Here is a 12,390-nt window from a genome sequence, read left to right as displayed (position 1 = left end):
GGCGGAGATCTGGCGCGAGCATGCCGGCGCCGTCCGGCTCGACCCCGCGGCGATCGGCGCCGACGCGCTTGCTGCGGCCAGCCAGGGGGCTGTTCTCGTCGAGGACGCGGATACGCCGCGCCTGGACGAAACGGGGTTGTTCCACCTTATCAACACGGTGCGGGAAGCCGGCACCTGTCTCCTTTTGACAACGCGCCGCTTTCCCGCCGGCTGGGGCCTTAAGCTTCCCGATCTGCTTTCCCGGCTCAAGGCGGCGGCGACGGTGGAGGTCCACGAGCCGGACGACGTGCTTCTTTCCGGCGTCATCGTGAAGCTGTTTTCGGACCGGCAGGTGGTGATCGAGCCGCATGTCGTGCAGTTCCTCGTGCGGCGCATCGAGCGCTCGCTCTCGGCCGCACAGCGCGTGGTCGAAGAGCTCGACCGTGCAGCGCTGGAGCGCAAGGCGCGCATCACGCGGGCACTCGCGGCGGATGTCATCGCGGCTTCGCAGACGGATTGGAGCAGGCCGGAGGACTGATCTCGGTTGCTCGCCGGCACGGCCGGGCGGGGTGATCTCGTCTCGGCCTGGATTTTTCGCGCAGATTGCCGAATTGCGGGGGAACTCCGGGCCGGCTCGGTGGTTCGGGACGGTGCGTTGAACCGCACCGTAACCAAATCACTCGGAGATACCCATGAAAAACGTTCTGAAGACCTCTGCAGGCGTTCTGGCACTGCTGGCAGGTAGCAGCCTGGCGATTGCGCAAGACACTGGCACCGGCGCTACCGGGAACCAGCAGATGGCGGGTGACGTCAGCTGCGCCCAGATCGTGGCGCTGGACGCAAGCGAAGCCGAACGGGTGCTTTACTTCCTGGCCGGGCACGAGGCAGGCCAGAAGGAAGCCGGCACCGGCACCACGGCTGCCACCGGCACGGACACATCCACGGACACGATGGCTGGCGCCGATACCGGCAGTGACGCCACCACGGATATGGATGAGAGCGACACCACGGCCGCGACCCGCACCAGCCCCAATATGGGCACGGACACGGATACGACGGCCAGCACGTCCGGTGCGGATACGAGCGGTGGCGCCTCCGCCGATATGGAAAGCGACACCATGGCCGCCGATGACACCGGCACCGACACCATGACCGGTACCGACACGACGACGACAGCGGGAACCACGACCGGCACCACCGGCTCCGCCGGCGGCGCCCAGCAGTTCGCGGCCGTCGGATATTTCGAAATTCCGATCGAAAGCGTGATGACTGCGTGCGAAAACGCCCCCGATTCGTCGATCTCCGATATCCTGCGTCAGCAGGGAGGCGGAACGAACCAGTAACGCGCAGTTGACGGTCGTCGCCGACAAATCGGCATCGACACAGGTCCGTGCTGTCGATGCGCGGTTCCAACGGCAACTGAACCTGTCTCGCCGGTGCATGCCGGCGGGACGTTTTTGTTGCGCTGCGGCCGATTGCACTCAGTCGTTTGCGATCACGAACCGGCGGATGTCGAGCCTGTAATCACCTCCACCGTTCCTCCAGCGGCGCTCGATCAGGTCTGCAAAACGGTGGAGCCGGGCTCGCCTGAGTTCGGTGGCCCTGCCGCGATAGATTATCTCCAGACGTGAGGGTTCCTCCCGTAGCAGGTTCATGACCTCCTCCACTTGCGCCAGGGATTGCGCTTTCAAGCGCAACTGCCTGGGAAGAAAGTCGGCATCTGCAAGGTCGATCTTTACCAGGCGGAGCTCCGCGGCGCCGAAGTCGGCGTGACTCACGTAACGTCCCATAAGGCGCACCAGGCGCGGGTTTTCCGTCGTTGTCCGGTATCCGTCCGGAAGCGTTTGCAAATCCAGATTGACGAGGATATCGGACACGTGGTGAGGGGGCGGAATGCTCGCACACGCTATGTGGTAGCGCCCGTGCTTGTCCGTGGTGGTCGTTTTTCCGTCGCCGGTCAGGATCCGCGTCCCTGACAGGCCTCTCTCTCCGGAATCGCGGACGCCGTTGCGGTTGACATCCTCAAAGACAATGCCAGAGATTTGGCCGCATTCAAGTGCTGGCTCTTCGGTGCCGAACGCCAGCAGAAGAACGACAAGCGGTGTTGCCGCAGAAGTCATGTGAAGTTCCCGTGATCTTTAAGGACATGTTCAGAGGCGACCGACCGCACTCCGTCAGCAATCGGAATGGATCGCTGACCGGGGTTGGCGCGGTCGGTCTGCGCACACGTCAGTGACGTGTGCGCTCTTGCTCTTTGTTGATCGTGCCGAGGGCCGCGACGTGCATGTCTTCGACGATCGAGGCTGCCTTGGCGAAAATGCGCTTTTCGTACGCATCGTCCCGTTCGCCGGCCACGATCTTCAGGCCTGCGGCTGCCGCCTGCAAACTCTGCGACGTGGCCGTTTGGAGTTGCGAATCGATCCGTGCAAGGCGGGCAAGCAGCTCGGTCAGAACAGCTTGCGTGACAAGAGAAGTGGCCTCCGAAACGAGGTCCTCATCACAGATGAGGTCTCCATCAGGATTTTTGTTCATGTTTTGGTCCCTTCAAAACAGCTCATGACCGCCGACGGCGGTCATTCAAGACGTTCTCAGACCGGCTGTTTCGGAGGGGGGGTGATCGGTAGCCGCTGCTGCGACCTGCTGGATTGCCGACAGGCTGAATCCGTATCCGCCGCCACTCGGCTGGCGGCAATCTGACTGTCGGGCAGAATGCCAATATTCACATGACAGTCGAGCTCTTCAGGTGCGTGATCATGACCAGCTTGCTGCGCACCGTGATGGTGATGGTCGGGCGATGCTGCGGAGTGATCGTGGTCATTCAGTTCCGAAGCCGCGCCGTGGGCGTGGTGTCCGTCGGCATCGTCGTCAAAATCGTGCAACGCGTAACCGTGCGCAATCGAACACCCTATGAAGATGACGACCGCGCTGAGGCACCGCGCCACCCCCTCAAGCCTCCGTACCCATTCGGCCGCGAACAATCCCAAAGCTATCCATCCATGAGCGACGCACCAGACATAAGGCGGTGAAGCACGAACCTGTCAATCAACCCCTGCCTGATTATGACACTGCATTGCGCGCAGAGGGAGAGCCCGATGTCGCTTCTTCGTTTCCTCCGCCATTGGGCAAGGCATTTGTGTCGGATATCAGGAGAGCGAATGGGGGAGCGGTATCTGCCCTTACTCCTCCGCGACAGCACTCCAACTTGAACGCTTCTTTCGTTCCAGACAAATTAACAACTGCCGCGTGCTGAACTTGCTTCAGGACATTTGTCTTTCCGCTGCACGCGTTCGCGCTAAAATTTCGCGATCAAGCTGGAGGATCGCCACATGCTGTTTCCCGTCATCCTCAAATCTACCATCCGCACCGGCAGCCTGCGGTTGATCGACGGTGCGGGCAGAACTCACGTGTATGGCGATGGCTCCCCGCCCCACTGTACCGTTCGGCTGCACGCTCGCCATCTTGACTACACGCTTGCCTTGAATCCGGAGCTTTCGATCGGCGAAGCCTATATGAACGGCCTGCTGACCGTCGAGGACGGAACGCTCTACGATCTCCTTGAGATTGCTGCACGAAACCTCCAAAATTTCGAGAAGATGCCGTGGTTCTCGTTGCTGTCGCGTGTAATGCGACGGCTCAAGCAGTACAATCCGATCGATCGGGCGCGCCGCAATGTCGCCCATCACTATGATCTATCGGGCCAACTCTACGATCTCTTCCTCGACAGCGACCGTCAGTATTCCTGCGCCTACTTCATTAGTGCCATCGACAGCCTGGAGACGGCACAGGAGAACAAGAAACGCCATATCGCGGCAAAGCTGCTGCTCGATCGGCCGGGCCTCAACATACTGGATATCGGCTCCGGTTGGGGAGGGCTGGGCCTGTATCTGGCCGAAGAAGCGGGCGCTGACGTTACTGGTGTCACACTGAGCGTCGAGCAGCACAAAAAATCCAAGGCGCGGGCGGCGGCAGCCGGCCTTGCCGATCGAGCCCGTTTTCAACTGCGCGACTATCGCCAGGTGGCCGGCGAATATGACCGCATCGTCTCGGTCGGCATGTTCGAGCACGTGGGCAAGAAGAACTATGACGAGTTCTTTGCCAAACTCAACGACCTGCTCAAGAAGGATGGTGTTGCGCTGCTGCATGCAATCGGGTTTTCGGATGCGCCGGGCCCGATAAACCCGTTCATCCGCAAATACATCTTTCCGGGTGCCGACCTGGCATCTTTGTCCGAAGTCTGCTCAGCCGCCGAGCGCTCGGGCCTGATCGTCACCGACGTCGAGATCCTGCGTCTTCATTACGCGGAAACTCTCCGCCACTGGCGCAGGCGCTTTATGGCCAATCGGCAGCGTATCGCGGCGCTCTACGACGAACGGTTCTGCCGCATGTGGGAGTTCTATCTCGTCTTGTGCGAGATCGGATTCCGCTTTCGCTCCATGATGGTTTTCCAGGTACAGCTTGCCAAACGATCTGACATTGTTCCGCTAACGCGTGATTACATGGTGGATTGGGAGCGAGAGCACATGCCGGCGACGCGTCGATACACGCGGGCGGCCGAGTAAAGCAGCGGAGGATGCCTCGAAGGTCCGTTGTAGCCAACACCTGCCATCCCAAGCTGATTCAGGCTCGTAGTGTCGGTTAAGGTTGGCGACGTCGATTCTGGAGAAAACCCGCTTTCAGCCGCCATCATAGCCGAGCAGGGGATAGCCTTTGGATCGTCAGCGAAACGACCGCTTGTGGCTAACTCAGCGAATGTAAATTGTGACTACCCCTTGGTCGTCCATAGTCGCTGCGACCACGCGCTCTATCTCGACCGAGCGGTGTTTGAGTTCCTGCATGATTGAATCATTGCTTACGATCGCAGTCTGCACCATCGCCCAACCGTCGTCGGTTCTGCCCAGGGCATGTTCGAGTGCTTGATACTCGTCACTTGACTCGAAGGCGCTCAGGTCCACGATATCAAGACGAACATAGGATTCAATCGTACGAATCTCGTTCGCACTCATATCATTGGCTTCAAGTGCGGCTATGATTTCTTGGACGTTCACTTCGTGATCAGCCAACTCACTTCCGTGCGCAATCGCCGGCAGGCTTCCGCTCGCGATCAGCGCGGCAAGCCACATAGCATTCGACTTCATCGCAATTCCTTGACGACAGGGACGCTATAGCAAAGTCAATGTTGCACACGGCACTCCCGTTGTCACCGCATTGCGGTGACGCGCCGCTCTGCCCGTCTCTGGCGAGCTTGCCGCCGGTGGTCACCACGAGGGGCAAAGGGGGTAGCGTCCTGCTGGTGGAATTAAGCTGCAAAGCCAGTGCGCGTACAGAATGCGAAAAACAGTGGGAGAATCCGTGGGACTTTCTGCTCCAACTCGCACCATTGGACGCTGTTTGTTCCATATATGATGGAGCGCCTTGATTTCTTCCTTGCGCCGCAACCTTCGTGAATATAGGGATTTCCCCGTTTCGGAGCGTAGCGCAGCCTGGTAGCGCATCTGCTTTGGGAGCAGAGGGTCGCAGGTTCGAATCCTGCCGCTCCGACCAGAAGACAGGTTTCCAGCGGCGCCGGGCGGCGCCGGGGACAACAAGGGATCAAAACGTGTCAGCGCGCATTTACAGCCCTTCGAGGACGGCCATGCAGTCCGGCACCGCCAAGACCGGTCATTGGGTGCTCGAGTTCGAGCCGGAATCGCCGCTCAAGATCGACCCGCTGATGGGCTACACCAGTTCCTCCGACGCCAAGCGGCAGGTGCGCCTGAACTTCCCCACCAAGGAGGAGGCGGTGGCCTATGCGCAGAAGAACGGCATTCCCTTCCGCCTTGAGGAGGCGAAGGCACCCAAGCGCCGTCAGGTTTCCTATGCCGAGAATTTCCGGTATGACCGGAAAATTCCGTGGACGCACTGACGCGCCGTCCGCACCGGCCCCGTAGCTCAGCTGGATAGAGCACCGGCCTTCTAAGCCGATGGTCGCAGGTTCGAGTCCTGCCGGGGTCGCCAGATGTCCGAGGTTCGTTCCGGACACATGGGTTACATTTCATTCTGGAGACGTGGGGCGGCTTTTGTTCTCGAGGCGGGGTGCCATCGTGCACCTGCGGTTGTGCGCTCTCTTGACGGCCGTGAGTCAAGGCCTATAGCGCCCGGAGTGCCTCGAAGCCCGTTTCCAGGTCAGCCTGCAAATCCTCCACATCCTCGAGACCTATCTGCAGCCGGATGACCGGTCCGGGGTAGGAGCCCCTGGCGATGGTGCGGTCTTCGAGGGAGACGTGGACGGCGAGGCTTTCGAAGCCGCCCCATGAGTAGCCGAGCCCGAAGATCTTCAAGGCGTCGAGGAAGGCGTGCGCCTCGCGCTTGCCGCCTTTGGCGAGCACGAAGGAGAAGATGCCGCTGGCGCCGGAAAAGTCACGCTTCCAGATGGCGTGGCCCGGGTGCGTCTCGAGGCCGGGATGCAGCACCTGCGCGACCTCCTGGCGGCCTTCCAGCCAGCGGGCGATCGCGAATGCGCTTTCCTGATGGCGGGCGAGCCGCACGCCCATGCTGCGCAGCCCGCGCAGCACCTGGTAGACGTCGTCCGGCGCCGGGCAGACGCCGAGTGCAATGAAGGTGTCGTGAAGCTGTTTCCAGCAGGCCTCGTTGGCCGAGACGGTGCCCAGCAGCAAGTCTGAGTGGCCGGCGGGGTACTTCGTTGCCGCGTTGATGGAGAGGTCGACACCGTGGTCCAGCGGCCGGAAGAAGACCGGCGTGGCCCAGGTGTTGTCCATCATGACGATGGCGCCCCCGCCGTGCGCGGCCTCGGCGATGGCCGGGATGTCCTGCATCTCGAAGGTGTTGGAGCCCGGCGATTCGGTGAAGACGACCTTTGTGTTCGGCTTCATGAGGTCGGTGATCCTTGCGCCGACATGGGGATCGTAATACTCGACTTCCACGCCAAGCCGCCTGAGCATGCGCTCGGCGAAGTTCCGGGTCGGGTAGTAGACCGAATCGACGATGAGCACGTGATCGCCGGCCGACAGGAAGGCCAGGAGCGGCACGCAGACCGCCGCGAGGCCCGAGGGGACGGCGATCGTTCCGGCCGAGCCTTCCAGTTCGTCAATCGCCTGACACAGCGCTTCCGTCGTCGGCGTGCCGCGCGTGCCGTAGGTGTATTTCTGATTGCGCGTGGCCATGGTTTCGGCATCGGGAAACAGCACGGTGGAGGCGTGCACCACCGGAGGGTTCACGAAGCCGAAGAAGTCGCCCGGATCATTGCCGATATGGGCAAGTCTGGTGTTCGTTCCGCTCTTTCGCTCGTCGGTTCCCATACCGATCCCTTCCATCTTGCCCGCTTCGGCGTTCGTGATCCGCATATCGTCTTCGCCCGGGCTTCACAACCCGCGCGACAGGGGTGCGCGGTTGCCTCATTCGCACTTGACCCACGCTGAATTATGGCATTCGATGCAGGAGTGCTTGGGAGAGGAAGCGTGGATGCGTCACCCGCATTCGGCCTGCGCCAGCTTCCGCACATCATCTGGGGAATGAACCCTGTACGTCAGAATAAAGGGTCAAAATCATGGATCATTTCATCAAGGCACTGCTTGGTTCGGCCGTCGCTGCTTTCGTGGCGTTCCCGGCCTTTGGAGCCACGCTAGACGATGTGAAGAGCGCCGGTCATCTGCGTTGTGGAGTGAACACCGGCTTGCCTGGATTCGCGTCGCAGAACGACCAGGGCGAATGGCAGGGCCTCGACGTCGACTATTGCAAGGCGGTGGCGGCAGCGGTCTTCGACGGCGACGCGAGCAAGGTCGAGTATTCGCCGCTGTCGGCGGTGCAGCGCTTCCCGGCTCTGCAGAACAACGAGGTCGACCTCTTGGCGCGCAACACGACCTGGACGATGAACCGCGACACCGCGCTCGGCCTCAACTTCGCCGGCATAAATTACTATGACGGACAGGGCTTCATGGTCCGCAAGGACCTGAATGTGACGTCGGCGCTGCAGCTTTCCGGTGCCACTGTATGCGTGCAGAGCGGCACGACGACCGAGTTGAACCTCACCGACTATTTCAGCGCCAACAACATGGAGCTCAACCCGGTGGTCATCGAATCGCAATCGGACGTGAATGCGGCCTATGACCAGGGTCGCTGCGACGTGCTGACCACGGACGCTTCCGGGCTTTACGCCAGCCGTCTCGAGATGGCCAATCCGGACGAGCACGTGGTGCTTCCGGAGATCATCTCGAAGGAGCCGCTCGGTCCGGTGGTCCGCCAGGGCGACGAGCAGTGGTTCGACATCGTCAAATGGGTTCATTTCGGGCTGCTGAATGCCGAGGAGCTCGGCGTCACCCAGGACAACGTCGAAGAGATGCTGGAAACCGACAATCCGAATATCCGCCGGCTCCTGGGGCTCGACGGGTCCTTCGGCGAGGATGTCGGCTTGAGCAACGACTGGATGGTGAACGTCATCAAGGCGGTCGGCAATTACGGCGAGATCTTCGACCGCAATATCGGCCCGGACACACCGCTCAAGATCCAGCGTGGCATCAACGCGCTGTGGACCAAGGGCGGTCTGCAATACGCGCCCCCGATCCGCTGATCGAACGAGTGGGAGCCGCGCGCTGCGTGCGGTTCCTCTCTTAAGCATGCAAGGCGAGACGACCGCCGTGGGCGCGGTCGCCGCCGTTGCTCATGGCGGATCAGATGACGGCTGATACCCATACCTACGCTACGCATGAGCGTGTGTCGCTGATGCGCGACCCACGCATACGCGGCCTGATCATACAGATCGTGATGATCATCGCCATCCTGGCCTTCGCCGCCTGGCTCGTTAACAACACCGTGCGCAACCTCACCCAGGCCAACATAGCCGGCGGGTTCGGGTTTCTTTCCTCGCGCGCCGGCTTCGACATCGGTCAGGTGCCGATCGACTACACGGCCAATTCGACCTATGGCCGCGCGCTGCTGGTGGGCGCCACCAACACGGTGATCGTCGCCGCTTCGGGCATCGCCCTGGCGACGATCATCGGTTTCATCATCGGCATCGCTCGCCTGTCCCGCAACTATCTCGTACGCGGGCTGAGCACGATCTATGTCGAGACCTTCCGCAATATTCCACCGCTTCTCGTCATCCTGTTCTGGTATTTCGGGGTGCTGGCGATCCTGCCGGGACCGCGCGAGGCGCTGGAACTGCCGCTTGGTGCCTATCTCTCCAACCGCGGCCTTCAGACACCGGCGGCGGTCTTCGAACCGATCGCACTCGTGGCGCTGATCGCCTTTGGGCTCGGCGTCGCCGGCTCCGTCGTGCTGGCACGCGCGAACAAGAGACGGCAGCTGCAGACTGGCGAAATTCGCCCGACCTTCTGGCCGTCCGTGGCCATGATCGTCGGGCTGCCCCTCGTCGTCTTCGCCCTGTCGGGCTTCCCCGTCACCTTCGAGGTGCCGGAGGCGACGCGCTTCAATCTCGTCGGCGGGTGGCACGTCCAGCCGGAGTTTCTGGCGTTGTTCCTGGCGCTGTCGTTCTACACGGCCTCCTTCATCGCCGAGATCGTCCGCGCCGGCATCCTGTCGGTCGCGGGTGGGCAGACAGAGGCGGCATCGGCACTCGGCCTGACGCGCGGCCAGACGTTGCACCTGGTGGTCGTGCCGCAGGCCTTCCGAGTCATCATACCGCCGCTGACCAGCCAGTACCTGAACCTGACCAAGAACACGTCGCTGGGATTGGCCGTCGGCTATCCCGAACTGGTCGCGGTGGGCTCGACGGTGCTCAACCAGACCGGCCAGTCCGTCGAGGTGGTGGCCATTTGGATGGTCGTCTATCTCGGTCTCAGCGTCGGCGTGGCGAGCTTCATGAACTGGTTCAACGCCCGCATGGCGCTGATCGAGCGATAGGAGGTCGACGTGGAAGAACAGGTCGCAGCCTATGTCGCGCGCGAACAGAAACAACCGCTTCCCGCACCACCGAGCGAGGTCGGCGTCGGGGGAGCGCTGCGAAAGAATTTTTTCGCTACGCCCGTCGATACGCTCCTGACGGTCGTGCTCGGGCTCTTCAGCCTCTGGGCGGCCTGGAACCTGCTGCAATGGGCCCTTCTGTCGGCCGTCTTCACCGGCACCGACCGGGAGGCCTGCCTGGCCGGCGAAGGCGAGGCCGTGGGTGCATGCTGGGCATTCGTGCGTGCCAAGTTCGGTCAGTTCTTCTACGGGCTTTATCCCATGGCGGAGCGATGGCGGGTCGATCTGGTCCTGTTCCTGCTGGTCGCATTGGCCCTGCCGATGGCCATACCGAGCGTGCCGTTCAAGCGTCTGAACGCGTTTCTGCTGATCGTCGCCTTTCCCTTCCTCGCTCTGATGCTTCTGACGGGCGGGAATATCAGGATTGCCGGCGGCTGGATCGCGTTCCTATTCGCGCTCGCTGCCTTCGTCGCCGCGGCCCTGGCGGCGGGCAATCTGTCCGCTCCGCCACGCCTGTTGCGCATGGCGAGCTGGCTTGCCGGTGCCTCTGTCCTGATCCTGATTCTCGCCAACGCCGTCTCCAGCGGGCGGGTCGATCTCATGGCCTTCCGCTTCTCGCTCCTGTCGATGCTGGCCTTCCTGGCCGCGCTGGCTTCGATCGGCGTCAGCGTGGCGGCGGCGCTCGCTGGGAAGGGCGAGGGGCGCAAGGGAGTGCTGTTGAGTGTGCTCGCAGCGCCGCTCTTCGTGGCCGTAATCATTGTGCTCCTGGCCGGCGATTTCGGCCTGCGCCGGGTGCCCACCAATCTGTGGGGCGGCCTGATGCTGACGCTGGTCGTGGCACTCACCGGCATCGCCGCGTCGCTGCCGCTCGGCATTCTTCTGGCCCTCGGCCGGCGTTCGCACCTGCCGGCGGTGCGCCTCTTCTCCATCATCTTCATCGAGTTCTGGCGCGGAGTACCGCTGATCACGGTTCTGTTCATGTCGGCCTTCATGATCCCGCTCCTGCTGCCGGAGGGGGTCACTTTCAACCAGCTCCTGCGCGCCCTGATCGGCGTCGCGCTCTTCTCCGCCGCCTATATGGCCGAGGTGGTTCGTGGCGGACTGCAGGCGATCCCGAAAGGGCAGTACGAGGGGGCGCAGGCGCTTGGGCTCGGCTACTGGCAGATGATGCGTCTCGTTGTCATGCCGCAGGCGCTCAAGATGGTCATCCCGGGGATCGTCAATACCTTCATCGGTCTCTTCAAGGATACGAGCCTGGTCTACATCATCGGCCTGGCGGATCTGCTCGGCACGGTGCGGCGCGGATTTTCGGATCCGAACTGGATTACGCCGACGACGGCGGCATCGGGCCTCGTCTTTGCCGCATTCATCTACTGGCTCTTCTGTTTCGGCATGTCGCGCTATTCCATCTACACCGAGCGCCGACTCCATACCGGCCACGAATGATATAACCGGCCGCAAGGCCCATCAGGGAAACACGGCGATGGCTACCCAGAACGCAAAGGCAACCGAAAGCGAGGCCGGGCGCGGCCGCATGCAGATCTCGGACACCGACGTGGCGATCGAGATCATCAAGATGAACAAGTGGTTCGGCGATTTCCACGTACTGCGTGATATCGACCTGAAGGTCATGGGCGGCGAGCGCATCGTCGTGTGCGGTCCTTCAGGCTCGGGCAAGTCCACCATGATCCGTTGCATCAACCGACTCGAGGACCACCAGAAGGGCAAGATCATCGTCGATGGGATCGAACTGACGAACGATCTGAAGAAGATCGATGAGGTGCGCCGCGAGGTCGGCATGGTGTTCCAGCATTTCAACCTGTTTCCGCACCTGACCATCCTGGAGAACTGCACGCTGGCGCCCATCTGGGTGCGCAAGATGCCGAAGCGCGAGGCCGATCAGGTGGCCATGCATTACCTGGAGCGGGTGCGCATCCCCGAACAGGCGAACAAATATCCCGGCCAGCTTTCCGGCGGCCAGCAGCAGCGCGTGGCGATCGCCCGGGCGTTGTGCATGAACCCGCGCATCATGCTGTTCGACGAGCCCACCTCCGCGCTCGATCCGGAGATGATCAAGGAGGTGCTCGACACCATGGTGGACCTGGCCGAGGAGGGCATGACCATGATCTGCGTTACCCACGAGATGGGCTTCGCCCGCCAGGTCGCCAATCGCGTGATTTTCATGGATCAGGGACAGATCGTCGAGCAGAACACGCCGGCCGAATTCTTCGACAAGCCGCAACACGAACGCACGAAGCTCTTCCTGTCACAGATCCTGCATTGACAAGGTTGCGTGCTTTCAGTTCGGCGCCGCCCGGGTGGCGGTCGGATCATCGTTCGGTCTTCACGTCGTACCCGTAGAGCCAGTCCATATCCGCCGCGAGGCGTTCCGGGCTGCGCAGGCGCAGTGCCAGGTTGCGGGCGAGTGCAACCGGGCCGCCGGCATGCCAGACGAAGCGGTGGAAGGCACCGCGCCGGGCGACCCGCCGAATGCGG

At 62.0% G+C, this 12,390-nt stretch carries 13 protein-coding genes, 2 tRNA genes and 1 pseudogene; 11 read left to right on the top strand and 5 right to left on the bottom strand.

Annotation, left to right across the window (positions count from 1 at the left end; genetic code table 11):
- Together ACFP9U_RS19415 and ACFP9U_RS19410 are read left to right on the top strand one after the other, a co-directional pair.
- Positions 1-517 (top strand): HdaA/DnaA family protein (locus ACFP9U_RS19415; protein WP_378623993.1); only part of this gene is annotated, 517 nt, incomplete at its 5' end.
- Between the two features lie 154 nt (positions 518-671).
- Positions 672-1,322 (top strand): HdeA/HdeB family chaperone, encoded by a 651-nt coding sequence (locus ACFP9U_RS19410; protein ID WP_378623991.1) that lies wholly within the window; start codon positions 672-674, stop codon positions 1,320-1,322.
- Positions 1,323-1,460: 138 nt separating this feature from the next.
- Here the strand turns inward: ACFP9U_RS19410 and ACFP9U_RS19405 are convergent, their stop codons facing one another.
- Positions 1,461-2,099 (bottom strand): hypothetical protein, encoded by a 639-nt coding sequence (locus tag ACFP9U_RS19405; protein ID WP_378623990.1) that lies wholly within the window; start codon positions 2,097-2,099, stop codon positions 1,461-1,463.
- A gap of 109 nt (positions 2,100-2,208) precedes the next feature.
- Positions 2,209-2,511 (bottom strand): hypothetical protein, encoded by a 303-nt coding sequence (locus ACFP9U_RS19400; RefSeq protein ID WP_378623988.1) that lies wholly within the window; start codon positions 2,509-2,511, stop codon positions 2,209-2,211.
- Between the two features lie 221 nt (positions 2,512-2,732).
- Between ACFP9U_RS19400 and ACFP9U_RS19395 the strand changes: the two genes are divergently transcribed.
- Positions 2,733-3,005 carry a hypothetical protein gene (locus ACFP9U_RS19395; protein ID WP_378623987.1) on the top strand — a complete coding sequence of 91 codons (273 nt, stop codon included), beginning with the start codon at positions 2,733-2,735 and terminating at the stop codon, positions 3,003-3,005.
- Positions 3,006-3,305: 300 nt separating this feature from the next.
- On the top strand, positions 3,306-4,538 hold the full coding sequence (locus ACFP9U_RS19390) for a class I SAM-dependent methyltransferase (RefSeq protein WP_378623985.1): 1,233 nt from the start codon (positions 3,306-3,308) through the stop codon (positions 4,536-4,538).
- Positions 4,539-4,721: 183 nt separating this feature from the next.
- Here ACFP9U_RS19390 and ACFP9U_RS19385 read toward each other — a convergent pair whose 3' ends face one another.
- Positions 4,722-5,114, bottom strand: coding sequence for a hypothetical protein (locus tag ACFP9U_RS19385; protein ID WP_378623984.1), 393 nt, complete (start codon positions 5,112-5,114; stop codon positions 4,722-4,724).
- 329 nt (positions 5,115-5,443) lie between these two features.
- Between ACFP9U_RS19385 and ACFP9U_RS19380 the strand changes: the two genes are divergently transcribed.
- The 3 genes from ACFP9U_RS19380 (at position 5,444) to ACFP9U_RS19370 (ending at position 5,973) form a co-directional block, all read left to right on the top strand.
- Positions 5,444-5,520 (top strand) — tRNA-Pro (locus ACFP9U_RS19380).
- A gap of 55 nt (positions 5,521-5,575) precedes the next feature.
- The gene (locus tag ACFP9U_RS19375) at positions 5,576-5,881 is read left to right on the top strand and encodes an ETC complex I subunit (RefSeq protein WP_322450707.1); all 306 of its coding nucleotides are present in this window, start codon (positions 5,576-5,578) and stop codon (positions 5,879-5,881) included.
- 15 nt (positions 5,882-5,896) lie between these two features.
- Positions 5,897-5,973 (top strand) — tRNA-Arg (locus ACFP9U_RS19370).
- 131 nt (positions 5,974-6,104) lie between these two features.
- Here ACFP9U_RS19370 and ACFP9U_RS19365 read toward each other — a convergent pair.
- Complete coding sequence (locus tag ACFP9U_RS19365; protein ID WP_378623996.1) at positions 6,105-7,274, bottom strand: cystathionine beta-lyase; 1,170 nt, start codon at positions 7,272-7,274, stop codon at positions 6,105-6,107.
- Between the two features lie 245 nt (positions 7,275-7,519).
- On the opposite strand from ACFP9U_RS19365, the gene ACFP9U_RS19360 reads away from it, so the two are divergent.
- From ACFP9U_RS19360 to ACFP9U_RS19345, 4 genes are all read left to right on the top strand, one after another.
- Complete coding sequence (locus ACFP9U_RS19360) at positions 7,520-8,542, top strand: amino acid ABC transporter substrate-binding protein (protein WP_378623995.1); 1,023 nt, start codon at positions 7,520-7,522, stop codon at positions 8,540-8,542.
- Between the two features lie 104 nt (positions 8,543-8,646).
- A complete protein-coding gene (locus tag ACFP9U_RS19355) occupies positions 8,647-9,834 on the top strand; it encodes an amino acid ABC transporter permease (protein WP_378623982.1) in 1,188 nt (395 codons plus the stop codon).
- 9 nt (positions 9,835-9,843) lie between these two features.
- The gene (locus ACFP9U_RS19350) at positions 9,844-11,340 is read left to right on the top strand and encodes an amino acid ABC transporter permease (RefSeq protein WP_378623981.1); all 1,497 of its coding nucleotides are present in this window, start codon (positions 9,844-9,846) and stop codon (positions 11,338-11,340) included.
- A gap of 37 nt (positions 11,341-11,377) precedes the next feature.
- Positions 11,378-12,178 (top strand): amino acid ABC transporter ATP-binding protein, encoded by an 801-nt coding sequence (locus ACFP9U_RS19345; protein ID WP_378623979.1) that lies wholly within the window; start codon positions 11,378-11,380, stop codon positions 12,176-12,178.
- 46 nt (positions 12,179-12,224) lie between these two features.
- On the opposite strand, the pseudogene ACFP9U_RS19340 reads toward ACFP9U_RS19345, so the two are convergent.
- A pseudogene (locus ACFP9U_RS19340) lies at positions 12,225-12,390 on the bottom strand (salicylate hydroxylase); the annotation flags it as partial.

It is taken from the genome of Nitratireductor sp. GCM10026969 (assembly GCF_042660605.1).
Taxonomy (GTDB): Bacteria; Pseudomonadota; Alphaproteobacteria; order Rhizobiales; family Rhizobiaceae; genus Chelativorans.
The sequence above is the reverse complement of the archived record's forward strand: the minus strand, read 5'-3'. Positions and strand labels throughout refer to the sequence as shown.